Raw genomic sequence first — 25,288 nt, forward strand, 5'->3', positions numbered from 1 at the left:
GCCGGCCTCATGGCCTGGCAGCATCGGGCTGCGAAAGCTATGGACGATGGCGCGCAGCCAGCCGTCACATCCGCCCTCACGCCTGCCTTACCGCACGCATGAAAGCCTCGATCTTCGCGGCGTCCTTGATGCCCTTTTGCTGCTCCACACCGCCACTGACATCCACCGCGTACGGGCGCACCTGGCGGATGGCCTCGGCGACGTTGTCAGCCGACAGCCCACCGGCAAGGATGATCGGCTTGCTCAGGCGCTGCGGAATCAATGACCAGTCGAATGACTCTCCGGTTCCTCCCGGCACGCCCGGCACATAGGCGTCCAGCAGGATGCCGCTGGCACCGGCGTAGTGCTTGCAGGCGGCCTGCAGGTCGTCACCAGGGCGCACGCGCAGGGCCTTGATCCAGGGCCGGTGATACCCTTCGCAGTCGGCCGGGGTTTCATCGCCGTGGAACTGTAGCAGGTCCAGCGGAACCACTTCGAGGATCTCGTTGAGCTCGCAACGGCTGGCATTGACAAACAAACCCACGGTGGTCACGAACGGCGGCAGTTCGGCGATGATCGCCCGCGCCTGGCGCACATCCACCGCGCGCGGGCTCTTCGCATAGAAGACGAAGCCAATGGCATCGGCACCGGCCTCGACGGCCGCCAGGGCGTCTTCTAGACGGGTAATCCCGCAGATCTTGCTGCGCACGTTGCTCATGGAGGGCGAACCTTGAGTGATCGGTGAAAGGCCCGATGTTAGCAAATGACTTTTGGCCCGTCAGTCTGCCAGGGCCTCGTAGCCGGTAAGAAAGTGTGGGCCGATGTAACGCTGCGGCAACGCGTACTCTTGAGGGTACTCCACCTGGACCAGGTACAGGCCGTACGGGTGGGCCGTCACCCCGCCTTCCCGGCGGTTTCGCCCTTCCAGGACTTCGCGCGCCCACTCCACCGGCCGCTCACCGGCACCGATGGTCATCAGCACGCCGGCGATATTACGCACCATGTGATGCAGGAACGCAGTGGCGCGCACGTCCAGCACGATCATCTGGCCGTGGCGGGTGACGCGCAGGTGGTGGATATGCTTGATCGGCGACTTGGCCTGGCACTGGCTGGCGCGGAAGGCGCTGAAGTCATGGGTGCCGAGCAAATACTGCGCAGCTTCGGCCATGCGCGCCACATCCAGTGGCCGGTGGTTCCAGGTCACCTCTTCAGCCAGATGCGCCGGGCGGATCGGATCGTTGTAGATCACATAGCGGTAGCGCCGCGCCGTGGCCTTGAAGCGGGCGTGGAAATGCGCCGGCATGGGCGCGGACCAGACCACACTGATGTCGTGGGGCAGGTTGAAGTTGGTGCCCAGGGTCCAGGCGCGCTCGTCACGCACCGCGCGAGTGTCGAAATGCACGATCTGCCCGCAACCGTGCACGCCGGCGTCGGTGCGCCCCGCGCACACCACCGTGACTGGTTCGTTGGCCACCGTCGACAGCGCCTGCTCCAGGGCCTGCTGGACACTGGGCACGCCACTGGCCTGGCGCTGCCAGCCGCGGTAGCGCGAGCCCTTGTATTCCACGCCCAGGGCGATGCGGGTGTAGCCTTCGGCCGCCGATTCGGTGGCGGCGTTGTCGATGATGTCCAAGCGCTTGAAACCTGTGGAGTAAGACAAAGTGGCGGGATTATAAAGGCAACGGCAGCCCTGGTGGGCTGCCGTTACGGGTGGAACGCGACGCCTGATCGGCCCCTTTCGCCGGTAAGCCGGCTCCTACGGGCGACGAGGCAACCGTCAGACCAGGCGCGAGAGCATCTCATTGGCTTCCTGGCGCTGACCTTCGTCGCCATCCTTGACCACCTCGTCGAGGATGTCGCGGGCACCCTGGTGGTCACCCATGTCGATATAGGCGCGGGCCAGGTCGAGCTTGGTGGCCACTTCGTCAGAGCCGGAGAAGAAGTCGAAGTCCAGGTCATCCAGCGGCTCCGGCTCCTGGGCCGCGTCCTCGGCGGTGAACTGCGGCTCCAGTGACGGCGACTCGAGGTTCTGCGACAGCTTGTCGAGCTCGGCGTTGACGTCATCCAGCTCCGAAGCGAAGTTCTTCGCCGCCGGCGAATCGTCGTCCAGGGACAGCGACAGGTCGAAGTCGTCCGGCAGTTCCAACTCGGAGATCGGGTCGAATTCTGGAATAGCGTCGAAGGCCGCCAGTTCGGCCGCCACGTCCACCGGCGCTTCCTCATTGCTGGCCGGGGTGGCAGGCTCACCGACGTCGAGGTCGAACTCGGCGAGGTCGTCGACGCTCTGCGGCTCTGGCTCCGACTGCGCCTGTGCCAGCAACGCTTCGAAATCATCGTCGGCATCGGTCTCGGCCACCGGCGCCGCTTCAGCTTCGAGCGCGGCTTCCAGCGGCGCGGTGTCGTCCAGCACCGGCAGGTCGAGTGGCTCGTCGGCCGGCAGATCGTCGCCCAGGCTCAAGTCGAAGGCGCTATCAAGGTCATCCTGTTCGGGCGCCTGGGACAGTTCGGATTCCAACTCGGGCTCGAGCGACGCAGCCGGCTCAGTCTCCGGAGCAGGCTCAACCTGCGGCTCTGGCTCGACCTGTGCCACAGGCGCTGCCGGCTCCTGGTCCTGCAGCAGTTCCTGGACATATTGCTCGTCCAGCTCCGCGGCCAGGGCTGCCGCGCCAGCGGCGCCTGCGGCCACGGCCGCTACCCCCAGCATGCCGGGGTAACGCTCCTTGAGCGAGGCGACTTCGGCCTGGCTTGCGTCGCTGGGCGCCAGCTTGCGCTCCTGATCGACGAACGCGGTCTGGTCGCCCTGGCGGGCATAGACTTCCATCAGTTTCAGGCGCAGGTCACTGCGCTGCGGCTCGGACGCCACGGCAGCCTCGAGCAGATCGGCGGCATGGTTGAGGCGACCACGGGCGATGCTTTCATCGACCTCGGCGAACAACGCAGCACGCGGATCCTGGGCGGGCTCGGCAGCGACCGCCGGCAGCGGTTTCTCCGCAGCGGTGGCGGCTGCGGCCGAGGCGGCCACGACGGCAGGCGACAGGGTTACGCTAGGGGCCGAAACGTCCAGCCCATCGAAACTGCTTGGCGGCAGATCCAGGTCCGGACCTCGCTCGCCTTCCTCGGACAACGCCCGAGCCATGCGCAGGTGCTTCTCGGCTTCCTGCTGGGCCTTGCGCTTGCGCGCCAGAAGCAGAAGCAGCAACAGCAAGACCAGGAACGCGGAACCAGCAACCAGCCCCAGCAACAGCGGGTTGCCCAGCAACTGGTCGAGCATGCCAGGCTCTTCTGCGACAGGTGCTTCGGTGGCTGGCTCTGGCGCCGGCGCGGTATCGACCGCAGCAGGTGCCGGGGCGACCACTGGTTCGGCCGGGGTCAACTGGGCGTTTACCGCCGGCTGGGCCGGGGCTGGCTCGCCAGGCAAGGCGGCGGGCGGCTCGGGCTGCGCCGCACCCTGCGCCTCGAGGCGTGCCAACTGGTCGTTCTTCAGCTGGATCAGACGCTGCAGCTTGTCCAGCTGGCTCTGCAGGTCGACCATGCGGCTCTTGAGCTCATCGTTGTCACGACGACTGGTATCCAGGCTTTCCTGGGCCACGGCCAGCTTGTCGTTGATCGCCTTGGCGTCACCGGCAGCCCCTTTGCCGCCCGGGGATACCAGACGCAGGTTGTCGCCCTGGGCAATACGCGCAGGCGCCGCGCCAGCCTCGCCACGACGGGTGGCATCCAGCTGGCGGGCACGTGGCCCAAGGCGCCGTCCTTCGCGCCAGGCAGCGTACTGCTCGGCGACTTCGCGATTGGCCTCGGGGCGTGGAATGTTCTGGATCTGCTGCTGGTCGGGCAAGCGCAGGACCTGGCCGATCTTCAGCTGGTTGATGTTGTTGCCGATGAAAGCATCGGGGTTCAACGCCTGGATTGCCAGCATGGTTTGCTGGACCGAGCCGCCATGGGTATTGCGGGCAGCGATCTGCCAGAGCGTGTCGCGGCGCTTGGTGGTGTAGCTGCCCGCGCTCACGGCCGGGTTGATGTTGGCCTGGGCCGGCTGGCTACCCTGGGCTTGCGCCTGGTCGAGCAGCACACTGTAGTCGCGCAGCAAGCGCCCCTGCGGCCACATGACCTGGACCAGGAACTTGACCACCGGCTCCGGCAGCGGCTTGCTGGAGGTGACCCGCAGCACGCTCTTGCCATTTGGCGTGAGCACCGGCGTGAAGGTGAGGTCTTCGAGGTAGGCCGGCAGCGGCACCCCGGCCTTGGCGAAGTCTTCCGGCGAGGCCAGGCTGGGCGCCATTTCCGCGGCGGTAAGGTCGCGCACATCGAGCAGTTCGATCTCGGCATCCAGCGGCTGGTTCTGCGCCGACTTGAGGGTCAGCTCCCCCAACCCCAGGGCATTCGCCACGCCGGACGACAGCGCCGAGGCTGCCGCGATGGCCAGAACCAGTTTGCGAATTCGAAGCATGAACTCTTCCCTTGTATGAACGGTCCCGAAAACCCAGTCGCGGTGTAGGACAAAATTGCTCGCAGTATCTTTTACACCATGTGTTTAATCAACAATTGCGCCACCTGCACGGCGTTCAGCGCCGCACCCTTGCGCACATTGTCGGTGGTCAGCCAGAGGTTGAGCTGCTCAGCCTCGTCGACGCCACGGCGTACACGACCAACATAGACCACGTCCTGGCCCACTGCGTCACCCACCGGGGTCGGATAATCGCCTGGCTCGACCAGTTCGAGGCCATCGGCCGTCTCCAGCGCCGCGTTGACCGCGTCCAGATCGACCGGACGGAGGCTCTGCACCGCCACACTGAAGCTATCGCCGAAAAACACCGGGACTTGAATGCAGGTCACGGAAATCTTCAATTGCGGCATGTCCAGCAGTTGGCGCAGCTCCGTGACCAGGCGTCGCTCGACTGTCGTATGACCCTGCTCGTCGGGCGCGCCCACTTGGGGCAACACATTGAAGGCCACCTGACGATCAAAGAAACGTGGCTCCAATGGCCGCGCGTTAAGCAGCTCGGCAGTCTGGCGCGCCAGTTCGCTGACCGCCTCCCGGCCCTGCGCCGACACGGCCAGGCAGGCATTGACCTGTACCCGCTCGATATCCAGCAACGCCTTCAGCGGTGCCAACGCCACGGCCAGGGCCACGGCACCCGAGCTGGGGCTGGTGATCAGCGCTGGCATCGCCAGGTCCGCCACCCGCTCGCCATTCGCTTCGGGAACCACGGCCTGAGCGCCATCCAAGGCACCCGACAGATCGATGACAGTGCAGCCAGCTGCTTGTGCCTTGGGCGCGAAGCTACGGCTGACGGCTGGGCTGGCGGCGAAGAACACCAGCTTTACCTGGGTGAAATCGAAACTGTCCACTTCGCGCACACGCAGTTTCTTGCCGGCGAACATGACACTGCTGCCGGCTGACTCCATGCTGGCCAGCAGGTGCAGGGTCGCCACCGGGAACGCCAGCTCCTCGAGGATCTGCACGAGGGATTCACCGACAGTGCCGGTGGCGCCGACGACGGCGATATCAAGGGAGGTGGTCATGGCTTCGGTTCCTTCTGCGGGTACGGCGGGGGCGGCACTTTACTTGGATTGTAGGGCGCTGGGTACCCGGCAGAGGTTTCTGGTGAGGCGCGGAGCTTTCAAGGTGTTCGCCGGGAGAGTAGCAGCGCTCTTGAGATCGAGCGCCGCCCGCGCGGCACATCGCGGATGAATCCGCTCCTACATTCGTTGCAACGTGTCGCACCTGTGAGGCCATGGCTGCCTGCCTGGGTTTGCGCCAAAAATGCCGCGTCGGGCCCGCCCAGGCATAACTGGCCCGAAACAAACCTGTAGGAGCAGATTCATCCGCGATGCGCCGCGCGGGTGGCGCTCGATCTCATAGGCACTGGACCTGTAACGTCGAACACCTTGAAAAGCCAGACACCCAGGCAAAAAAAAGCCCGCCAGTGTGAGAGCGGGCAAGGACCTACGAAGATTCTTCTAGCGACCAACTAGCTTCCACGGTAGGTCGAGTAACTGTACGGCGAGATCAGCAGCGGCACGTGGTAATGCTCCTGGTTCTGGTCAATACCAAAACGCAGCACGACGACGTCGAGGAACGCGGCATCCGGCAGCTTCACACCGCGGGCACGGTAGTAGTCCCCCGCGCTGAACTGCAGCTGGTATACACCGGTACGATAATCGTCACCCTGCAACAGTGGCGCGTCGACGCGGCCATCACTGTTGGTCAGGGCAGTGTTCACCAGCTCCAGCTGCTGGCCTTCGACGCGGTACAGCTCGACCTTGATCGAGCTGCCCGGGCAGCCGTGAGCGGCATCCAGTACGTGTGTGGTCAAACGTCCCATTTGTAATCGCCTCTTGTCGTATGCGTGGGCAAAAAATACACGGCACTTACCGGGCGGCAAGGCCAACGGCGTGCGGGAATGGCGCCATTAAGACAGTTTAGCGATAAATTGTACACAATTTTTTCAGCCATCCCGCCTGAGCGCCCGCCTGCCTCCGCTCACCCTCCTATATAAAGCCCACCAGTCTTGAACTCAGGCAGGGTAACGACACCCCTGTCATTAACTGACCAATCGGGCAAGTTTCTTGCAAGCCATTCCAAGGCGACAAATGGGAAGAAATGCAGAAAAACAGGCTTACAAAAGAGTTGAGAAGTTGTATACAATCAGCCCATCCAGTGGTGCGACATCCCGACGCGGCCCCGCCCACCACTCGCATTAACGTACAAGAAGGAAGACTGCAGTGAGCGCTGACTACCCTCGCGACCTGATCGGTTACGGCAACAACCCACCTCATCCGCAATGGCCGGGGAATGCCCGCATTGCGCTGTCCTTCGTGCTCAACTACGAGGAAGGTGGCGAGCGCAACATCCTGCACGGCGACAAGGAATCCGAAGCCTTCCTCTCCGAAATGGTCGCCGCCCAGCCGCTCCAGGGCCAGCGCAACATGAGCATGGAGTCGCTCTACGAGTACGGCAGCCGCGCCGGCGTCTGGCGCCTGCTCAAGCTGTTCAAGGACAGCGGCGTGCCGCTGACCATCTTCGCCGTGGCCATGGCCGCCCAGCGCCACCCCGACGTGATCCGTGCCATGGCCCAGGCCGGCCACGAGATCTGCAGCCACGGCTACCGCTGGATCGACTACCAGAACATGGACGAGGCGCAGGAGCGCGAGCACATGCTCGAGGCCATCCGCATCCTCACCGAGATCACCGGCGAGCGCCCAGTGGGCTGGTACACCGGCCGCACCGGCCCGAACACCCGGCGCCTGGTGATGGAGGAAGGCGGCTTCCTCTACGACAGCGACACCTACGACGACGACCTGCCCTACTGGGAACCCAACAACCCGACCGACAAGCCGCACCTGGTGATCCCCTACACCCTGGACACCAACGACATGCGCTTCACCCAGGTCCAGGGCTTCAACTGCGGCGAGCAGTTCTACCAATACCTCAAAGACGCCTTCGACGTGCTCTACGCCGAAGGTGCCGACGCCCCGAAAATGCTGTCGATCGGCCTGCACTGCCGCCTGGTCGGCCGCCCGGCGCGCCTGGCCGCGCTCAAGCGCTTCGTCGACTATGCCAAGAGCCACGAGCAGGTCTGGTTCGCCCGTCGCGTGGATATCGCCCGCCACTGGCACGCCACTCACCCGTACAAGAAAGAGAACGCCTGATGACCGCCTTCAACACCCTCAAGCCCTCCACCCTGGACCGCGCCGCCTTCGTCGAGGCCTTCGCCGACATCTACGAGCACTCGCCGTGGGTCGCCGAAAAAGCCTATGACCTGGGGCAACTGGCCGAGCTGGACGAGATCGAGGCGCTGCACCAGCGCATGAGCGACATCCTGCTCAGCGCCAACCAGGCGGATCAGTTGGCACTGATCAACGCCCACCCGGACCTCGCCGGCAAGGCCGCCATCCAGGGCGAGCTGACCGAGTCGAGCACCAACGAGCAAGCCGGCGCCGGCATCCACCAGTGCACCGCCGAAGAATTCGCCCGCTTCACCGAACTGAACGATGCCTACAAGGCCAAGTTCCAGTTCCCGTTCATCATGGCGGTCAAGGGTAGCAACCGGCACCAGATCCTCGCCGCCTTCGAAAAACGCATCCACAACGACAAGGATGCCGAATTCAAGGAAGCCCTGGCGCAGATCAACCTGATCGCCCTGTTCCGCCTGCTGCAGCTTTGAGGGCGGTCGCCCGGCCTGGCCCGAGTGCGTGACACCCAGGGCCTGCCGAGGCAAGACAGCCCACCCTATTTCAAGAACAACGAACATAGAAGAGATAACCGCATGCGCACCCTGATGATCGAGCCCCTGACCAAAGAAGCCTTCGCCCCGTTCGGTGATGTGATCGAAACCGATGGCAGCGACCACTTCATGATCAACAACGGCTCGACCATGCGCTTCCACAAGCTCGCCACGGTCGAGACCGCCGAGCCCGAAGACAAGGCGATCATCAGCATCTTCCGCGCCGACGCGCTGGAGATGCCGCTGACCGTGCGCATGCTGGAACGCCATCCGCTGGGCAGCCAGGCTTTCATCCCGCTGCTCGGCAACCCCTTTCTGATCGTGGTCGCGCCGGTTGGCGATGCACCTGTATCAGGCTTGGTCCGTGCCTTCCGCAGTAATGGCAGGCAGGGCGTCAATTACCATCGCGGCGTCTGGCACCACCCGGTGCTGACGATCGAAAAGCGGGATGATTTCCTGGTGGTTGATCGCAGTGGCTCCGGCAACAACTGCGATGAGCATTACTTCCCCGAGGAACAGATGTTGATCCTCAATCCCCACCAATAAGAAAGGGTCGGTCATCGATGGGGTGACCGGCGAGAGGTAAATACTGTGGAAGCACACCTTCACGAATGGCTGAACCTGAGCATTCGCTGGGTTCACATGATCACCGGCGTCGCCTGGATCGGTGCATCGTTCTATTTCGTCTGGCTGGAGAACCACCTGAACCGAAGCAACCCGCGCGATGGGTTGTCGGGTGACCTTTGGGCAATCCACGGTGGCGGTATCTACCACCTGGAGAAATACAAGCTGGCGCCCCCGAAAATGCCCGAGAACCTGCACTGGTTCAAATGGGAAGCCTACTTCACCTGGATGTCCGGGATAGCGCTGCTGTGCGTGGTGTTCTACTGGAACCCGGCCCTGTACCTGCTGGCACCCGGCAGCACCCTGAGCGGTGCCGAAGGCGTGGCCATCGGTATCGGTTCGCTGATCGCCGGCTGGTTCGTCTACGACTTCCTCTGCGACTCGCCCCTGGGCAAGAAACCGGCCCTGCTGGGTGGCGTGCTGTTCGTGCTGATCATTGCCGCTTGCTGGGGTTTCAGCCTGGTGTTCAGCGGCCGCGGCGCGTACCTGCACACCGGCGCGATCATCGGCACCATCATGGTCGGCAACGTGTTCCGCATCATCATGCCGGCGCAGCGCCAGCTGGTGGCGGCCATCGAGAACAACCAGACCCCGGACCCGGTACTGCCGGCCAAGGGCCTGCTGCGTTCGCGCCACAACAACTACTTCACCCTGCCGGTGCTGTTCATCATGATCAGCAACCACTTCCCGAGCACTTACGGCAGCCAGTACAACTGGCTGATCCTGGCCGGGATCGCAGTGGCCGCGGTATTGATCCGTCACTACTTCAACACCCGCCACGACAGCAACAAGTACGCCTGGACCCTGCCTGTCGGCGCCCTGGCGATGATCTGCCTGGCCTACGTGACCGGCCCGAAACCACTGCCGACCGCCCCTGAGCAGGCCGCCGCGAAGGTTGAGTACCAGCCGCTGCCGGCTACCGCCGTGGGTGGCAAGACCGCCGCCGAACTGCGCGCCGAGGAAGCCGCCAAGCCTGCCGAGGCACCTGCCGCGCAACCGGCCCAGGCCACGGCCCAAGCGGCCACCGGCAGCTTCGAAAAGATCCACGGCGTGATCCAGGAACGCTGCACCGTGTGCCACTCGGCCAAGCCGACCAGCCCGCTGTTCAGCGCCGCCCCGGCCGGCGTGATGTTCGACACCCCGCAGCAGATCCAGGCCCAGGCCGCGCGCATCCAGGCGCAGGCCGTCGCCAGCCAGATCATGCCGCTGGGCAACATCACCCAGATGACCGTTGAAGAGCGCAAGCTGGTCGGCGACTGGATCGCCGCTGGCGCGCGGGTCAACTAACAAGCAGCTGCAAGCTGCAAGCTGTATGTAGTCAGGCAACAAGCAAGCATCGAGCCTCAGGCTTCGAGCGGATACCACAAGCTTCTACTTGAAGCTTGCCGCTTGAAGCTTGTGGCTTGGATCCGAGAATAAAAACAAAACTCGAGGTGCTGCATGTCCGAGTCACGCAAGGCGTACATCCCCGTTGCGCCCCCGCGACAGCCCCTGCCCTTGTTCCAGCTGATCCTGGTGGGTCTGCAACACGTTCTGCTGATGTACGGTGGCGCCATCGCGGTGCCCCTGATCATCGGCCAGGCGGCGGGCCTGTCCCGCGAAGAAGTCGCCTTCCTGATCAACGCCGACCTGCTGGTCGCTGGCGTTGCCACCATCATCCAATCCTTCGGTATCGGCCCCGTGGGCATCCGCATGCCGGTCATGATGGGCGCCAGTTTCGCGGCGGTCGGCAGCATGGTGGCCATGGCCGGCATGCCAGGTGTCGGTTTGCAGGGGATCTTCGGTGCGACCATCGCGGCCGGGTTCTTCGGCATGCTGATCGCGCCGTTCATGTCCAAGGTCGTGCGTTTCTTCCCGCCGCTGGTGACCGGCACGGTCATCACCTCCATTGGCTTGTCGCTGTTCCCGGTGGCGGTCAACTGGGCCGGTGGCGGCCATGAGGCGCAAGCCTTCGGCGCGCCGATCTACCTGATGGTGGCCGGCCTGGTGCTGGCGGTGATCCTGCTGATCAACCGTTTCATGCGCGGTTTCTGGGTCAATGTGTCGGTGCTGGTGGGCATGGGCCTGGGCTATGTGCTCGCCGGTTCCATCGGCATGGTCGACCTGTCGGGCCTGAGCGAGGCGCCGTGGCTGCAGGTGGTCACCCCCCTGCACTTTGGGATGCCAACCTTCAGCCTGGCGCCGATCCTGTCGATGTGCCTGGTGGTGGTGATCATCTTCGTCGAGTCCACCGGCATGTTCCTTGCCCTGGGCAAGGTCACCGACCGTGAAGTCACGCCAGGGATGCTGCGCCGCGGCCTGCTGTGCGACGCCGGCGCGTCGTTCATCGCCGGTTTCTTCAACACCTTCACCCACTCCTCGTTCGCCCAGAACATCGGCCTGGTGCAGATGACCGGGGTGCGCTGCCGCTACGTCACGGTGATGGCCGGCGCCCTGCTGATCCTGCTCAGCCTGCTGCCCAAGGCGGCCTTCCTGATCGCCTCGATCCCACCTGCGGTACTGGGCGGCGCGTCCATCGCCATGTTCGGCATGGTCACTGCCACCGGGATCAAGATCCTCCAGGAAGCGGACATCTCCGATCGGCGCAACCAACTGCTGGTCGCGGTCAGCGTCGGCTTCGGCCTGATCCCCGTGGTCCGTCCGGAGTTCTTCGCGCAGATGCCGCAGTGGATGGAACCCATCACCCACAGTGGCATCGCCATGGCCACCCTCAGCGCCCTGGTGCTGAACCTGCTGTTCAACATCCTCGGTGGCGCCGAGCGCGCCGCGCATAACGAGGCCTGTCACCCGCATTGAGTGACCGGGGCGGCATTAGCGTGCCGCCCCACTTCAGACACGTTGCAACCGCTGGACCGTCGGCCCGCCGGAATGGGCCGCCCGGGGCGCCTGCGCGCCGAAAAAGCCCCAAACAAAAACAATAAGTCCGGGAACCACAACATGAAGCGCATCACCACGTCCGTTCTGCTGGGCAGCAGCCTGCTGGCCACCCTCCCTTCCCACGCCGGCGAATGGCTGCAATGGCACGGCGAAAGCCTGACCTACCTGTACGGCAAGGATTTCAAGATCAACCCCGACATCCAGCAGACCGTCACCTTCGAGCACGCCAACAAGTGGAAGTACGGCGACACCTTCCTGTTCGTCGACAAGATCTTCTACAACGGCAAGGCTGACCCCGGCAAAGGCGTCACCACCTACTACGGCGAGTTCAGCCCGCGCCTGTCGTTCGGCAAGATCTTCGAGCGCAAGCTGGCCTTCGGCCCGGTCAAGGACGTGCTGCTGGCCATGACCTACGAACGTGGCGAAGGCGACAACGAGGCCTACCTGATCGGCCCCGGCTTCGACCTGGACATCCCCGGTTTCAACTATTTCACCCTGAACTTCTATGTGCGCAACACCGAGGGCAGCCGCCCGGGCGACAACGTCTGGCAGATCACCCCCGGCTGGTCGTACACCATCCCAGTGGGCCGGTCGGACATCCTGATCGACGGCTACATGGACTGGGTGACCGACAACGACCAGACCCGTCGCGGCACCTACCACGCCAACCTGCACTTCAACCCACAGGTCAAGTACGACCTGGGCAAGGCCCTGAACCTGGGCGCCAAGCAACTCTACGTGGGCTTCGAGTACAGCTACTGGAAGGACAAGTACGGCATCGACAGCCGGGGCAACCTGGACAGCAATCAGAGCGTCGCCAGTGCACTGGTCAAAGTGCATTTCTGATAACCTGACCGAACGCCCAACTTTGCAGCACCGTGCTCCAGGACGGAGCACTTGAGGTACGGCGCGCAAGCCAGTAATCTGCGCGCCCCCTCGATCAGGGCAGGACGGATTCTGCCTGCGTTTACTGACCGCTCAGTCAATGAATTCGGGCGGTTGGCCAACGTGTTGCCAGCCTGAGACACCCTTTTCATCCGTTCAGAAAGACGTCGAGCAGGATGGTTGTGCCCAACGCGGAAAAGTTGGCGCAGCTCTTGCCAAACAGCTGTGGCCAATCGAAAAAAGCTGACCCAAAAGACAAGAACAGCGCCCGAGCGCTGACAACAGATCCAAATCAAGGGAGCGACACACGCAATGCGTACCATCAATAGCCTGATCCTCGCCGGTGGCCTGCTGGCCTGCGGCGCCAGCCAAGCCGGTGACCTGCTGCAATGGCAGAACAACAGCCTGACCTACCTGTGGGGCAAGAACTTCAAGGTCAACCCCGAGACCCAGCAGACCTTCACCTTCGAGCACGCCGATGCGTGGAAGTACGGCGACAACTTCATCTTCGTCGACAAGATCTTCTACCAAGGCAAGAAGGACGCCAACAACGGCCCCAACACCTACTACGGCGAGATCAGCCCGCGCCTGTCGTTCGGCAAGATCTTCGACCAGAAGCTCGAGTTCGGCCCGGTGAAGGACGTTTTGCTGGCGATGACCTACGAGTTCGGCGAGGGTGACACCGAGTCCTACCTGATCGGCCCTGGCTTCGACCTGGCCATCCCGGGCTTCGACTACTTCCAGCTGAACTTCTACCAGCGCACCACCGACGGCAGCCGCCCAGGTGACAATGTCTGGCAGATCACCCCGGCCTGGTCCTACACCATTCCCGTGGGTTCATCCGACGTGCTGATCGACGGCTTCATGGACTGGGTGGTGGACAACGACGAGAACCGCCGTGGCACCTACCAGGCCAACCTGCACTTCAACCCACAGATCAAGTACGACCTGGGCAAGGCCTTGCACCTGGGTGAGAAGCAGCTGTACGTGGGTATCGAGTACGACTACTGGAAGAACAAGTACGGCATCAAGGACAGCGATGGTTTCACCACCGACCAGAACACCGCGAGCTTGCTGGTCAAAGTTCACTTCTGATCGTGAAACGAAACAGCGCCTTTCGAAAAGGCGCTGTTTCTTTCAAAATTGTAAGAATCAACCTACAACTAAATAGGAAACTTCCTACTTAGCGTAGAACTTGTCTTCCAGATCAACAGCAACGCACCGGGCAACAACCCGCCCAACACCATCAACAGCATCTCCACCTGATGGTGTTCCAGCACTCGCCAGATATCGAGCATCAGCATCACTGCCTTGATCGCCACGGCTACCCCGAACATCGCGCAGCACTTGAACAAGCCCGTGACAGTCGTGTCGCGAAGCAGAAACCGCATGCCCAGCAGCCCCCAGGCCAGCGCCGTGAGCAGATACAACGCAAGATGATAAACGTCGTAGGTCAGAACTTGACCGAACATGATGACCTCCCCGATACGGATCACATTTAAAAAGCCCGCACCATTAAAGTCGATATCCCTGCACAACCTGCATATTTTTGACATTTTTTTTGCAACTGGCCGGTTAGTCTGCTTGTCTTCCTGCACCCCATATGGACATAGGCCAACTTCATGCGTACCCCGCTCGCCGCGCCCTGGCGTTTCCTGCTGTTACTCTGCTCGACCTGGTTCGGCATCTTTCTGTTGACCCGTGTGGTCCTGCTGGCAGCCCATGCCGATGAGTTCAGCGGCAGCTATCTGTCGGTGTTCATCAGCGGCGCGCTGTATGACCTGAGCTTCCTGATCTATGCCGCGCTCCCGCTGGCGCTGTACCTGGCACTGTGCCCGACATCCCTGTGGCGCACCCGCGCCCACCGCTGGCTGCTACAAGGCGCACTGGCGGCAAGCCTGTTCCTCATGCTGTTCGTCGCGGTGGCCGAGTGGCTGTTCTGGGACGAGTTCGGCGTGCGTTTCAACTTCATCGCCGTGGACTACCTGGTGTACTCCAAGGAAGTCCTGGACAACATTCGCGAGTCCTACCCCCTGCCCACGCTGCTGGGCAGCCTGGCAGTGGTGGCACTGCTGCTCACCCTGCTGCTGCGCAGGCCACTGACCCGTGCCCTCGCAGCTCCGGCGATCACCGGCCGCCAGCGCCTGGCAGGTCTCTGCGTGCTGGCGGGTCTGGGCGTTATGGCAGTGCTGGTGATCGACCAGCAGTTCCCCCGCGGCCAGGGTGGCAACGCCTACCAGCGCGAACTGGCCAGCAACGGCCCTTACCAGTTCTTCGCCGCCTTCCGTAACAACGAACTGGATTACACCCAGTTCTACGCCAGCCTTGGCGCGGACGCGGTGGGTACACAGATGCATCAGGAGCTGGCCGCCGCCAACGCCCGCTTCGAGGCCCGCGAGGCCCAGGACATACGCCGCCACATCAGCGCCAGCGGTGAACTGCGCAAGCCAAACATCATCCTGGTCACCATCGAGAGCTTCAGCGCCAAGTACATGGGCAGCAACGGCCACCCGGAAAACCTCACGCCCAACCTCGATGCACTGCGCACCCAAAGCCTGTACTTCAGCAACTTCTACGCCACCGGCACCCGTACCGACCGCGGCCTGGAAGCCATCACCCTGTCGATCCCGCCCACCCCCGGGCGCTCGATCGTCAAGCGCATCGGCCGAGAAAGCGGCTATGCCAGCCTGGGCCAACAGTTGACGGCGGTCGGCTATGACGCGGTGTACGTCTATGGCGGGCGCGGCTACTTCGACAACATGAACGCCTTCTTCAGCGGCAACGGCTACCGCATCGTCGACCAGAGCAGCGTCGACGAGAGCGAGATCAGCTTCAAGAATGCCTGGGGCATGGCCGACGAGGATTTGTATCGCCAGGCGATCAAGCTGGCCGATACCGACCACGCCGCGCAGAAGCCGTTCTTCCTGCAGCTGATGACCACCTCCAACCACCGCCCGTACACCTACCCCGACGGTCGCATCGACATCCCTTCGGGCGACGGGCGCGAGGGCGCGGTGAAGTACACCGACTACGCGATCGCCCAGTTCCTGCGCCAGGCCAAGGAAAAGCCCTGGTTCGACAACACCCTGTTCGTGTTTGTCGCCGACCACACCGCAGGCAGCGCCGGCAAGGAAGACCTGCCGGTCAACAACTACCAGATTCCGCTGTGGATCTACGCACCGAAAATGATCGCGCCGCAGGAAAATCCAAAGCTGGCCAGCCAGATCGACCTGGCCCCCACCCTGCTCGGCCTGCTCAACCTGAGCTACACCTCGACGTTCTTCGGTCGCGACCTGCTGCGTGACGACGTGTTGCCACCACGGGTGTTGATCGGCAACTACCAGCACCTGGGGTTGTTCGACGGCAAGGACCTGGCGATCCTCAGCCCACGTGGTGGCCTGCGCGTGCATGAAGATGCGCTGGGCAACAGCCGCGAGACGAACGTGGGTGAGGACAACCCGCTGGTACGCCGGGCGATCGCCTATTACCAGAGCGCCGCCTACGGGTTCAGCCAAGGGTTGCTGGCGTGGAAGCCAGAAGAGAAAGGTGTCGCTGTCAGCCGTTGAGGCCTTGATTCAAGGGCGCTTCGCCGGCAAGCCGGCTCCTACAAGGATCACGCAACACCTGTAGGAGCCGGCTTGCCGGCGAACTGCCCCACCAGCCTCAGCGGGCAGGTCGCACGAACCGCCACAGCTTGCCCAGCACCGCGACCACGGCCAGCACAACGGCGCCGGCCACCACACCGGCAACACCGTTGAGCGCGGCCCCGGTCAGCGCCCCGCCCCGCCCATCGGCAAACGCTTCGATGGCATGGTGCAACGGCGCGATGCCGTGCACCAGGATGCCGCCACCGACCAGGAACATGGCGGCGGTACCGACCACCGACAGCCCCTTCATCATGTACGGTGCGGCGCGCAGGATGCCGCCACCGATGGCGCGGGCCAGGCCCGAGGATTTCTGGGTCATCCACAACCCCAGGTCGTCGAGCTTGACGATACCGCCCACCAAGCCATAGACACCAATGGTCATGACCACGGCGATGCCCGACAGCACGACGATCTGCTGGCTCAACGGCGCGTCGGCCACGATACCCAGGGTAATGGCGATGATCTCGGCGGACAGGATGAAGTCGGTGCGCACCGCGCCCTTGATCTTGCTCTTCTCATAGGCCACCAGGTCGACATTGGCGTCGGCCAGGGCCTCCTTGCGCGCCTCGTGCTGCGCCTCGTCCTCTTCCTTGCTGTGCAGGAACTTGTGCGCCAGCTTCTCGAAACCTTCGAAGCACAGGTAGGCGCCACCGACCATCAGCAAGGGAATGACCGCCCAAGGGATGAAGGCGCTGATCAGCAGCGCGGCCGGCACCAGGATCGCCTTGTTCACCAGCGAGCCCTTGGCCACCGCCCAGACCACCGGGATTTCCCGGTCGGCGCGCACGCCGGTGACCTGCTGGGCATTGAGCGCCAGGTCGTCGCCCAGCACTCCCGCGGTCTTCTTTGCCGCGACCTTGGTCATTACCGAGACATCGTCCAGTACCGTGGCGATATCGTCGATCAGTACCAGTAGACTGCTTCCTGCCATGTTTGCCTGTATCCAGTGGGGTGAAAGGCCCGGATTCTAGCGCAAAGTCGCTGCCTTGAGCGCCTGTCCGGGGCGGTGCTACCATGCGCGATCCCTCTTGGAGGGGGGCCAGACACGAGGAAGATCCCCGACAATGAGCACCATTCGCGAGCGCAACAAGGAACTGATCCTGCGCGCGGCCAGTGAAGAATTCGCCGACAAGGGCTTCGCCGCCACCAAGACCAGCGATATCGCGGCCAAGGCCGGCCTGCCCAAACCCAACGTGTACTACTACTTCAAGTCGAAGGAAAACCTCTACCGCGAGGTGCTCGAGAGCATCATCGCGCCGATCATGCAGGCCTCGACGCCGTTCAACGCCGACGGTGATCCGAAAGAAGTGCTGAGTTCGTACATCCGCTCGAAGATCCGCATCTCCCGCGACCTGCCCCATGCCTCGAAAGTGTTCGCCAGCGAGATCATGCACGGCGCGCCACACCTCTCGCCCAGCCAGGTCGAGCAGCTCAACGAGCAGGCCCGGCACAACATCGAGTGCATCCAGCGCTGGATCGAGCGCGGGCAGATCGCCAATGTCGACCCGCATCACCTGATGTTCAGCATCTGGGCGGCGACGCAAACATATGCAGATTTCGACTGGCAGATTGCCGTGGTGACCGGCAAGGCGAAGCTGGCCGACAGTGACTACGACGCGGCGGCGGAGACCATTATTCGCCTGGTGTTGAAAGGCTGCGAGCCCGAGGCGGCCTGACCTGGCCAGTTCGCCGGCAAGCCGGCTCCTACTGTAGGAGCCGGCTTGCCGGCGATGGGCCGCATCGCGGCCCCAATAGATCGAACCTTAAGCCGCCACCCCCGCATCCGCCGTCAGCCCCACTTCCTCGATCGCATTGATCGCGCACTGCTCGTCGATATCCGACGTATCCCCGCTGATCCCCACCGCCCCCAGCACCTTGCCATCCTGGTCACGAATCAGCACCCCGCCCGGCACCGGCACCACCGGTCGTTCGCCCAACCCGTTCAGCGCGGCGTAGAAAGCCGGCCGCTGCTGCGAGTCCAGCGCCAACAGGCGCGAGCCCTTGCCCAGGGCCACCGCGCCCCAGGCCTTGCCGATGGCGACTTCCGGCCTCAGCAGGCTGGCGCCGTCCTCCCGTTGCAACGCCAGCAGGTGCCCGCCGGCGTCCAGCACCGCCACCGTCAACGGCGCGGCGTTGATCTTGCGGCCTGCGGCCAGCGCGGCATTCACCACGCCAACGGCGACTTTCAGGGTCAATGCGTTCATGAAAAGGTCCTCTTCTTGTTGTGAGAGCCCGGAGGGCAGTTGAAAACCGATAGACAGCATAGAACACAACAAAGGCACTATTTGTATACAATTTTCTGATTCAATCGTGGCAACTGCGACGAAATGCCGCCTTTCCTGGGCATGACCAGTTAGTCAAACCCGCCGACGAAAATGGATTGACCTTTTGCGTCGAGCATGAATACACTCTGCCGCAACGCAAGTTGTATACAATTACAAAATCGATGAGGCACAACCCATGAGCAAAATGAGAGCAATCGATGCAGCCGTTCTGGTCATGCGCCGTGAAGGTGTAGATACCGCGTTCGGCATTCCAGGGGCTGCCATCAACCCGCTGTACTCGGCCCTGAAGAAAGTCGGTGGCATCGATCACGTCCTCGCTCGCCACGTCGAAGGTGCCTCGCACATGGCCGAGGGCTACACCCGCGCCAACCCGGGCAACATCGGTGTGTGCATCGGCACCTCCGGCCCTGCCGGCACCGACATGGTCACCGGCCTCTACAGCGCCTCCGCCGACTCCATCCCGATCCTCTGCATCACCGGCCAGGCGCCGCGTGCGCGCCTGCACAAGGAAGACTTCCAGGCCGTCGACATCACCAACATTGTCAAACCGGTCACCAAGTGGGCGACCACCGTCCTGGAACCAGGCCAGGTGCCCTACGCCTTCCAGAAGGCTTTCTATGAAATGCGCACCGGCCGCCCAGGCCCCGTGCTGATCGACCTGCCGTTCGACGTGCAGATGGCCGAAATCGAATTCGACATCGACGCCTACGAGCCATTGCCGGTGCACAAGCCGTCCGCCACCCGCGTACAAGCCGAAAAAGCCCTGGCCCTGCTCAATGACGCCGAACGTCCACTGCTGGTGGCCGGTGGCGGCATCATCAACGCCGACGCCAGCGACAAGCTGGTCGAGTTCGCCGAGCTGACCGGCGTGCCGGTGATCCCGACCCTGATGGGCTGGGGCACCATCCCGGACGATCACGAACTGATGGTCGGCATGGTCGGCCTGCAGACCTCGCACCGCTACGGCAACGCCACCCTGCTCAAGTCCGACCTGGTGTTCGGTATCGGCAACCGTTGGGCCAACCGCCACACCGGTTCCGTCGACGTCTACACCGAAGGCCGCAAGTTCGTGCACGTGGACATCGAACCGACCCAGATCGGCCGCGTGTTCACCCCCGACCTGGGTATCGTTTCCGATGCCGGCAAGGCGCTGGACGTGTTCCTCGAAGTCGCCCGCGAGTGGAAAGCCGCCGGCAAGCTCAAGTGCCGCAAGGCCTGGCTGGAAGACTGCCAGCAGCGCAAGGCCACCCTGCAGCGCAAGACCCACTTCGACAACGTGCCGGTCAAGCCGCAGCGCGTGTACGAAGAGATGAACCAGGTATTCGGCAAGGACACCTGCTACGTCAGCACCATCGGCCTGTCGCAGATCGCCGGCGCGCAGTTCCTGCATGTGTACAAGCCACGCCACTGGATCAACTGCGGCCAGGCCGGCCCGCTGGGCTGGACCATCCCGGCCGCGCTGGGTGTGGTCAAGGCCGATCCGAAGCGCAAGGTGGTTGCGCTGTCCGGTGACTACGACTTCCAGTTCATGATCGAAGAGTTGGCAGTGGGCGCGCAGTTCAACCTGCCGTATGTCCACGTGCTGGTGAACAACGCCTACCTGGGCCTGATCCGCCAGGCGCAGCGTGGCTTCGACATGGATTACTGTGTACAACTGGCCTTCGAGAACATCAATTCCACCGACGCCGCCACCTACGGTGTCGACCACGTCGCCGTGGTCGAGGGCCTGGGCTGCAAAGCCATCCGCGTGTTCGAACCGGCCGACATCGCCCCTGCCCTGCTCAAGGCGCAGAAAATGGCCGAAGAGTTCCGCGTACCAGTGGTGGTCGAAGTGATTCTCGAGCGCGTGACCAACATTTCCATGGGCACCGAGATCAACGCGGTCAACGAGTTCGAAGACCTCGCCCTGGTGGGTAACGACGCGCCAACCGCCATCTCGCTGCTGGACTGATCGCCTGACGCCCCCGCGCCTCGCGCGGGGGGTTTCAACGCAAGGAGACGACTTATGCCTCGCTTCGCCGCCAACCTGTCCATGCTGTTCACCGAACAGGACTTCCTGGCCCGCTTCAAGGCCGCCGCCGACGCTGGCTTCAGCGGTGTCGAATACCTCTTCCCGTACGATTTCAGCGCCACCGAGATCAAGCAGCAGCTCGATGCCCACGGCCTGACGCAAGTGCTGTTCAACCTGCCAGCGGGCGACTGGGCGAAAGGTGAGCGCGGTATCACCTGCCATCCGGATCGCGTCGAAGAGTTCCGCGCCGGCGTCGACAAGGCCATTGAATACGCCAAGGTGCTGGGCAACACCCAGGTCAACGCCCTGGCCGGCATTCGCCCCGAGGGCCTGGACTGCGCCACCGTGCGCAAGACCTTCGTCGAGAACCTGCGCTATGCCGCCGACAAGCTCCAGGCCGCCGGCATCCGCCTGGTCATGGAAATGATCAACACCCGCGACATCCCGGGCTTCTACCTGAACACCACCAGGCAAGCCCTGGAAATCCAGGCCGAGGTGGGCAGCGACAACCTGTTCCTGCAGTACGACATCTACCACATGCAGATCATGGAAGGTGACCTGGCCCGCACCCTGGAAGCCAACCTGAAGCTGATCAACCACGTGCAGCTGGCCGACAACCCGGGCCGCCACGAGCCGGGCACCGGCGAGATCAACTACCGCTTCCTGTTCGAGCACCTGGACCGCATCGGCTATCAAGGCTGGGTGGGCGCGGAATACAAGCCCAAGACCACCACTGAAGCCGGCTTGGGCTGGTTGAAGACGCACAACGCAATTTAAGACACACGCGGGACCATTGTAGGTGCGGCCTTGTGCCGCGAAAGGGCTGCGCAGCAGCCCCGGCAATCTTCCGGCGTGATTGAGATCGTGGGGCCGCTGCGCGCCCCTTTCGCGGCACAAGGCCGCTCCTGCAGGGGCCAGGTCGCCTGTTCATACAAATACAAAGAGGCAGAACTCTCATGGCTAAAATCGGTTTCCTCGGCACCGGCATCATGGGCAAGCCCATGGCCCAGAACCTGCAAAAAGCAGGTCACAGCATCTTCGTATCCACCCACCACGACGCCGCCCCGGCCGACCTGATCGCCGCCGGCGCCGTCGCCCTGGCCAACCCGAAGGAAGTGGCCCAGGAAGCTGAATTCATCATCGTCATGGTGCCGGACACCCCGCAGGTCGAAAGCGTCCTGTTCGGTGAAAACGGTGTCGTCGAGGGCGTCGGCCCGAACAAGGTGGTGATCGACATGAGCTCGATCTCCCCCACTGCCACCAAAGCCTTCGCCGAGAAGATCAAGGCCACCGGCGCCGCCTACCTGGACGCTCCGGTGTCCGGTGGCGAAGTCGGCGCCAAGGCCGCGACCCTGAGCATCATGGTCGGTGGCTGCCCGAAGGCCTTCGAGCGCGCCCTGCCGCTGTTCGAAGCCATGGGCAAGAACATCACCCGCGTCGGTGGCAACGGTGACGGCCAGACCGCCAAGGTCGCCAACCAGATCATCGTCGCCCTGAACATCCAGGCCGTCGGCGAAGCCCTGCTGTTCGCCGCCAAGAACGGCGCCGACCCGGCCAAGGTGCGTGAAGCGCTGATGGGCGGCTTCGCCTCGTCGAAGATCCTCGAAGTGCACGCCGAGCGCATGATCAAGGGCACCTTCGACCCGGGCTTCCGCATCAACCTGCACCAGAAGGACCTGAACCTGGCCCTGCAGGGTGCCAAGGAGCTGGGCATCAACCTGCCCAACACCTCCAACGCCCAGCAAGTGTTCAGCACCTGCGTGGCACTGGGTGGCGGCAACTGGGACCACTCGGCGCTGATCAAGGGCCTGGAGCACATGGCCAACTTCTCGATCCGCGACGACAAGTGATTTGAGGCAGCTGTTCGCCGGCAAGCCGGCTCCTACAGGTTCGACGCTAATCCCGTAGGAGCCGGCTTGCCGGCGAACCGCCCCACACCGAGCAACACCCGCCCCTGGTTCGGCCTGCACGGAGGCAGTTCCAGGGGCGTTTTCGATTCTGCAGAACAACAAGAATATTGGGAGCCTGCCATGTCGGTCGATCCACAAGAACTCCTGCGCGAACTGTTCGACACAGCCATCGCCGCCGCCCACCCCCGCCAGGTCCTGGAACCCTACCTGCCCGCCGACCGCAGCGGCCGGGTCATCGTCATCGGCGCCGGCAAGGCCGCCGCGGCCATGGCCGAAGTGGTCGAGAAGTGCTGGCAAGGCGAAGTCTCCGGCCTGGTGGTCACCCGCTACGGCCATGGCGCCAGCTGCCAGAAGATCGAGGTGGTCGAAGCCGCCCACCCGGTCCCCGATGCCGCAGGCCTGGCCGTGGCCAAGCGTGTGCTGGCGCTGGTCAGCAACCTGAGCGAAGACGACCGCGTCATCTTCCTGCTTTCCGGTGGTGGTTCCGCACTGCTGGCGCTGCCCGCCGAAGGCCTGACCCTGGCCGACAAGCAGCAGATCAACAAGGCCCTGCTCAAGTCCGGCGCCACCATCGGCGAGATGAACTGTGTGCGCAAGCACCTCTCGGCGATCAAGGGCGGCCGCCTGGCCAAGGCCTGCTGGCCGGCCACGGTCTACACCTATGCGATTTCCGACGTGCCGGGCGATCTCGCCACCGTCATCGCCTCCGGCCCCACCGTGGCCGACCCGAGCACCTCGGCCGACGCACTGGCGATCCTCAAGCGCTACGACATCGAAGCGCCGAAAGCAGTCATCGACTGGCTGAACAACCCGGCTTCGGAAACCGTCAAGGCCGACGACCCCGCCCTCGCGCGCAGCCACTTCCAGCTGATCGCCAGGCCCCAGCAATCACTGGAGGCGGCGGCGGTGAAAGCCCGCCAGGCCGGCTTCAGCCCGCTGATTCTGGGTGACCTGGAGGGTGAATCCCGCGAAGTGGCGAAGGTCCATGCTGGCATCGCCCGGCAGATCGTGCTGCACGGCCAACCACTGAAGGCACCCTGCGTGATCCTGTCCGGTGGCGAGACCACCGTCACCGTGCGCGGCAACGGCCGTGGCGGGCGCAATGCCGAGTTCCTGCTCAGCCTCACCGAAAGCCTCAAGGGCCTGCCGGGCGTGTATGCCCTGGCCGGCGACACCGACGGCATCGATGGCTCGGAAGACAACGCCGGCGCCTTCATGACCCCGGACAGCTACGGCCGCGCCGAAGCCCTGGGCCTGTCGGCCAGCGACGAGCTGGACAACAACAACGGCTATGGCTACTTCGAGGCGCTCGATGCCCTGATCGTCACCGAGCCGACCCGCACCAACGTCAACGACTTCCGTGCCATCCTGATCCTCGAGACCCCGCAATCATGACGCCTGATAAAAAAGTCAAAATCCTCGCCACCCTCGGGCCTGCGATCAATGGCATCGATGACATCCGCCAGCTGGTCGAAGCCGGAGTGAACATCTTCCGCCTCAACTTCAGCCACGGCGAACATGCCGACCACGCCCTGCGCTACCAGTGGATCCGCGAAGTCGAGCAGCAGCTCAACTATCCGCTGGGTATCCTCATGGACCTGCAGGGCCCGAAACTGCGGGTCGGCCGCTTCGCCGAAGGCAAGGTGCAGCTGCAACGCGGCCAGGCCCTGCGCCTGGACCTGGACAAGACCCCGGGCGACAGCCGCCGGGTCAACCTGCCGCACCCGGAGATCATCGCCGCGCTGGAACCCGGCATGGACCTGCTGCTGGACGATGGCAAGCTGCGCCTGCGGGTGACCGCCAAGCACAACGACGCCATCGACACCGAAGTGCTGGCCGGTGGCGAGCTGTCCGACCGCAAGGGGGTCAACGTGCCCCAGGCGGTGCTGGACCTCTCCCCGCTCACCGAGAAGGACCGCCGCGACCTGGCCTTCGGCCTGGAACTGGGCGTGGACTGGGTGGCCCTGTCGTTCGTGCAGCGCCCCGAGGACATCGTCGAGGCCCGCCAGTTGATCGGCGACCGTGCCTACCTGATGGCCAAGATCGAGAAGCCTTCGGCGGTCGAGCAACTGCAAGCCATCGCCGAGCTGTCCGACGCGATCATGGTCGCCCGTGGCGATCTGGGCGTGGAAGTGCCGGCCGAGAGCGTGCCGCAGATCCAGAAGCGCATCATCGGCACCTGCCGCCAGCTGGGCAAACCTGTGGTGGTGGCCACCCAGATGCTCGAGTCGATGCGTTTCTCCCCGGCCCCGACCCGCGCCGAAGTCACCGACGTGGCCAATGCCGTGGCCGAAGGCGCGGACGCGGTGATGCTGTCGGCCGAGACCGCCTCGGGCGACTACCCGCTGGAAGCGGTGCAGATGATGAGCAAGATTATCCGCCAGGTGGAGAACGGCCCGGACTACCAGGCCCAGCTCGATGTTGGCCGGCCCAAGGCCGAGGCGACCGTGTCCGATGCCATCAGCTGCGCGATCCGCCGGATCAGCGGCATCCTGCCGGTGGCGGTGCTGGTCAACTACAGCGAGTCGGGGGCCTCGACCCTGCGCGCCGCCCGCGAGCGGCCACGGGCGCCGATCCTCAACCTGACGCCGAACCTGAACACCGCTCGCCGCCTGAGCGTAACCTGGGGCGTGCACTCGGTGGTCAACGACCGCCTGCGCCAGGTCGACGAGGTGGTCTCCACCGCACTGGAGATCGCCCAGGCGCAAGGCATGGCCAGCCGTGGCGACACGCTGCTGATCACCGCCGGTGTGCCTTTCGGCAAGCCGGGTTCGACTAACACCTTGCGAATCGAGACCTTGGTCTGAGATCGCCGGGGGGGCGCTTTGCGCCCCTTTCGCGG

General features: G+C 63.8%; 22 protein-coding genes. 14 read left to right on the forward strand and 8 right to left on the reverse strand.

What is annotated here, in order from left to right; genetic code table 11:
- Positions 1-76: 76 nt before the first annotated feature.
- The 5 genes from NGM28_RS20260 to uraH form a co-directional block, all read right to left on the reverse strand.
- A complete protein-coding gene (locus NGM28_RS20260; protein WP_240065163.1) occupies positions 77-697 on the reverse strand; it encodes a phosphoribosylanthranilate isomerase in 621 nt (206 codons plus the stop codon).
- A 60-nt stretch (positions 698-757) separates the two neighbouring features.
- Complete coding sequence (truA, locus tag NGM28_RS20265) at positions 758-1,612, reverse strand: tRNA pseudouridine(38-40) synthase TruA (protein WP_252091231.1); 855 nt, start codon at positions 1,610-1,612, stop codon at positions 758-760.
- A 144-nt stretch (positions 1,613-1,756) separates the two neighbouring features.
- Positions 1,757-4,426, reverse strand: coding sequence for a motility hub landmark protein FimV (locus NGM28_RS20270; protein WP_252091232.1), 2,670 nt, complete (start codon positions 4,424-4,426; stop codon positions 1,757-1,759).
- 71 nt (positions 4,427-4,497) lie between these two features.
- The gene (locus NGM28_RS20275; RefSeq protein ID WP_252091233.1) at positions 4,498-5,502 is read right to left on the reverse strand and encodes an aspartate-semialdehyde dehydrogenase; all 1,005 of its coding nucleotides are present in this window, start codon (positions 5,500-5,502) and stop codon (positions 4,498-4,500) included.
- 449 nt (positions 5,503-5,951) lie between these two features.
- Positions 5,952-6,305, reverse strand: coding sequence for a hydroxyisourate hydrolase (gene uraH, locus NGM28_RS20280; protein ID WP_252091234.1), 354 nt, complete (start codon positions 6,303-6,305; stop codon positions 5,952-5,954).
- 400 nt (positions 6,306-6,705) lie between these two features.
- Between uraH and puuE the strand changes: the two genes are divergently transcribed.
- From puuE to NGM28_RS20315, 7 genes are all read left to right on the forward strand, one after another.
- Positions 6,706-7,632 (forward strand): allantoinase PuuE, encoded by a 927-nt coding sequence (gene puuE, locus NGM28_RS20285; RefSeq protein ID WP_252091235.1) that lies wholly within the window; start codon positions 6,706-6,708, stop codon positions 7,630-7,632.
- Positions 7,632-8,147 carry a 2-oxo-4-hydroxy-4-carboxy-5-ureidoimidazoline decarboxylase gene (gene uraD / locus NGM28_RS20290; RefSeq protein WP_011532944.1) on the forward strand — a complete coding sequence of 172 codons (516 nt, stop codon included), beginning with the start codon at positions 7,632-7,634 and terminating at the stop codon, positions 8,145-8,147. Before puuE ends, uraD begins: the two co-directional genes overlap by 1 nt.
- Positions 8,148-8,249: 102 nt before the next feature.
- Entirely contained in the window at positions 8,250-8,753 is a 504-nt protein-coding gene (locus NGM28_RS20295; protein WP_011532943.1) for an ureidoglycolate lyase, read from the forward strand.
- Positions 8,754-8,798: 45 nt separating this feature from the next.
- Positions 8,799-10,118: a urate hydroxylase PuuD gene (locus tag NGM28_RS20300; RefSeq protein WP_252091236.1), complete on the forward strand. Its 1,320-nt coding sequence runs from the start codon at positions 8,799-8,801 to the stop codon at positions 10,116-10,118.
- 153 nt (positions 10,119-10,271) lie between these two features.
- Complete coding sequence (locus NGM28_RS20305) at positions 10,272-11,627, forward strand: nucleobase:cation symporter-2 family protein (protein ID WP_240065157.1); 1,356 nt, start codon at positions 10,272-10,274, stop codon at positions 11,625-11,627.
- A gap of 141 nt (positions 11,628-11,768) precedes the next feature.
- Positions 11,769-12,554 (forward strand): outer membrane protein OmpK, encoded by a 786-nt coding sequence (locus NGM28_RS20310; RefSeq protein WP_240065156.1) that lies wholly within the window; start codon positions 11,769-11,771, stop codon positions 12,552-12,554.
- A gap of 351 nt (positions 12,555-12,905) precedes the next feature.
- Complete coding sequence (locus tag NGM28_RS20315; protein WP_252091237.1) at positions 12,906-13,688, forward strand: outer membrane protein OmpK; 783 nt, start codon at positions 12,906-12,908, stop codon at positions 13,686-13,688.
- 68 nt (positions 13,689-13,756) lie between these two features.
- Here the strand turns inward: NGM28_RS20315 and NGM28_RS20320 are convergent, their stop codons facing one another.
- Positions 13,757-14,065 (reverse strand): hypothetical protein, encoded by a 309-nt coding sequence (locus tag NGM28_RS20320; RefSeq protein WP_240065155.1) that lies wholly within the window; start codon positions 14,063-14,065, stop codon positions 13,757-13,759.
- 150 nt (positions 14,066-14,215) lie between these two features.
- On the opposite strand from NGM28_RS20320, the gene NGM28_RS20325 reads away from it, so the two are divergent.
- On the forward strand, positions 14,216-16,159 hold the full coding sequence (locus NGM28_RS20325; RefSeq protein WP_240065154.1) for an LTA synthase family protein: 1,944 nt from the start codon (positions 14,216-14,218) through the stop codon (positions 16,157-16,159).
- Between the two features lie 97 nt (positions 16,160-16,256).
- Here the strand turns inward: NGM28_RS20325 and NGM28_RS20330 are convergent, their stop codons facing one another.
- The gene (locus NGM28_RS20330) at positions 16,257-17,171 is read right to left on the reverse strand and encodes a DUF808 domain-containing protein (protein WP_240065153.1); all 915 of its coding nucleotides are present in this window, start codon (positions 17,169-17,171) and stop codon (positions 16,257-16,259) included.
- 133 nt (positions 17,172-17,304) lie between these two features.
- Here NGM28_RS20330 and NGM28_RS20335 point away from each other — a divergent pair, with 133 nt between their 5' ends.
- Complete coding sequence (locus NGM28_RS20335) at positions 17,305-17,916, forward strand: TetR/AcrR family transcriptional regulator (protein ID WP_011532935.1); 612 nt, start codon at positions 17,305-17,307, stop codon at positions 17,914-17,916.
- Between the two features lie 87 nt (positions 17,917-18,003).
- On the opposite strand, the gene NGM28_RS20340 is transcribed toward NGM28_RS20335, so the two are convergent.
- Positions 18,004-18,444, reverse strand: coding sequence for a GlcG/HbpS family heme-binding protein (locus NGM28_RS20340; protein ID WP_240065152.1), 441 nt, complete (start codon positions 18,442-18,444; stop codon positions 18,004-18,006).
- Positions 18,445-18,700: 256 nt separating this feature from the next.
- On the opposite strand from NGM28_RS20340, the gene gcl reads away from it, so the two are divergent.
- From gcl to pyk, 5 genes are all read left to right on the forward strand, one after another.
- A complete protein-coding gene (gene gcl / locus NGM28_RS20345; protein WP_252091238.1) occupies positions 18,701-20,476 on the forward strand; it encodes a glyoxylate carboligase in 1,776 nt (591 codons plus the stop codon).
- A 54-nt stretch (positions 20,477-20,530) separates the two neighbouring features.
- Positions 20,531-21,313, forward strand: coding sequence for a hydroxypyruvate isomerase (hyi, locus tag NGM28_RS20350; RefSeq protein WP_240065150.1), 783 nt, complete (start codon positions 20,531-20,533; stop codon positions 21,311-21,313).
- A gap of 179 nt (positions 21,314-21,492) precedes the next feature.
- Positions 21,493-22,386 carry a 2-hydroxy-3-oxopropionate reductase gene (locus tag NGM28_RS20355; protein ID WP_011532931.1) on the forward strand — a complete coding sequence of 298 codons (894 nt, stop codon included), beginning with the start codon at positions 21,493-21,495 and terminating at the stop codon, positions 22,384-22,386.
- A 180-nt stretch (positions 22,387-22,566) separates the two neighbouring features.
- Positions 22,567-23,841, forward strand: coding sequence for a glycerate kinase type-2 family protein (locus NGM28_RS20360; RefSeq protein WP_252091239.1), 1,275 nt, complete (start codon positions 22,567-22,569; stop codon positions 23,839-23,841).
- Entirely contained in the window at positions 23,838-25,253 is a 1,416-nt protein-coding gene (pyk, locus tag NGM28_RS20365) for a pyruvate kinase (protein WP_240065148.1), read from the forward strand. Before NGM28_RS20360 ends, pyk begins: the two co-directional genes overlap by 4 nt.
- The last annotated feature ends 35 nt before the right edge of the window (positions 25,254-25,288 follow it).

The sequence above is a fragment of the Pseudomonas sp. MWU13-3659 genome (genome assembly GCF_023757525.1).
In the GTDB taxonomy this organism is placed as follows: Bacteria; Pseudomonadota; Gammaproteobacteria; order Pseudomonadales; family Pseudomonadaceae; genus Aquipseudomonas; species Aquipseudomonas entomophila_E.

Bases quoted from the DNA above. Each gene is read 5' to 3' on its own strand.
- NGM28_RS20305 (WP_240065157.1), top strand. From the start codon at position 10,272: ATGTCCGAGTCACGCAAGGCGTACATCCCCGTTGCGCCCCCGCGACAG.
- NGM28_RS20355 (WP_011532931.1), top strand. From the start codon at position 21,493: ATGGCTAAAATCGGTTTCCTCGGCACCGGCATCATGGGCAAGCCCATG.
- NGM28_RS20260 (WP_240065163.1), bottom strand. From the start codon at position 697: ATGAGCAACGTGCGCAGCAAGATCTGCGGGATTACCCGTCTAGAAGAC.
- uraH (WP_252091234.1), bottom strand. From the start codon at position 6,305: ATGGGACGTTTGACCACACACGTACTGGATGCCGCTCACGGCTGCCCG.
- NGM28_RS20340 (WP_240065152.1), bottom strand. From the start codon at position 18,444: ATGAACGCATTGACCCTGAAAGTCGCCGTTGGCGTGGTGAATGCCGCG.
- NGM28_RS20275 (WP_252091233.1), bottom strand. From the start codon at position 5,502: ATGACCACCTCCCTTGATATCGCCGTCGTCGGCGCCACCGGCACTGTC.
- NGM28_RS20325 (WP_240065154.1), top strand. From the start codon at position 14,216: ATGCGTACCCCGCTCGCCGCGCCCTGGCGTTTCCTGCTGTTACTCTGC.
- hyi (WP_240065150.1), top strand. From the start codon at position 20,531: ATGCCTCGCTTCGCCGCCAACCTGTCCATGCTGTTCACCGAACAGGAC.
- NGM28_RS20270 (WP_252091232.1), bottom strand. From the start codon at position 4,426: ATGCTTCGAATTCGCAAACTGGTTCTGGCCATCGCGGCAGCCTCGGCG.
- uraD (WP_011532944.1), top strand. From the start codon at position 7,632: ATGACCGCCTTCAACACCCTCAAGCCCTCCACCCTGGACCGCGCCGCC.
- NGM28_RS20295 (WP_011532943.1), top strand. From the start codon at position 8,250: ATGCGCACCCTGATGATCGAGCCCCTGACCAAAGAAGCCTTCGCCCCG.
- gcl (WP_252091238.1), top strand. From the start codon at position 18,701: ATGAGCAAAATGAGAGCAATCGATGCAGCCGTTCTGGTCATGCGCCGT.
- NGM28_RS20310 (WP_240065156.1), top strand. From the start codon at position 11,769: ATGAAGCGCATCACCACGTCCGTTCTGCTGGGCAGCAGCCTGCTGGCC.
- NGM28_RS20320 (WP_240065155.1), bottom strand. From the start codon at position 14,065: ATGTTCGGTCAAGTTCTGACCTACGACGTTTATCATCTTGCGTTGTAT.
- NGM28_RS20335 (WP_011532935.1), top strand. From the start codon at position 17,305: ATGAGCACCATTCGCGAGCGCAACAAGGAACTGATCCTGCGCGCGGCC.
- NGM28_RS20360 (WP_252091239.1), top strand. From the start codon at position 22,567: ATGTCGGTCGATCCACAAGAACTCCTGCGCGAACTGTTCGACACAGCC.
- NGM28_RS20330 (WP_240065153.1), bottom strand. From the start codon at position 17,171: ATGGCAGGAAGCAGTCTACTGGTACTGATCGACGATATCGCCACGGTA.
- NGM28_RS20315 (WP_252091237.1), top strand. From the start codon at position 12,906: ATGCGTACCATCAATAGCCTGATCCTCGCCGGTGGCCTGCTGGCCTGC.
- pyk (WP_240065148.1), top strand. From the start codon at position 23,838: ATGACGCCTGATAAAAAAGTCAAAATCCTCGCCACCCTCGGGCCTGCG.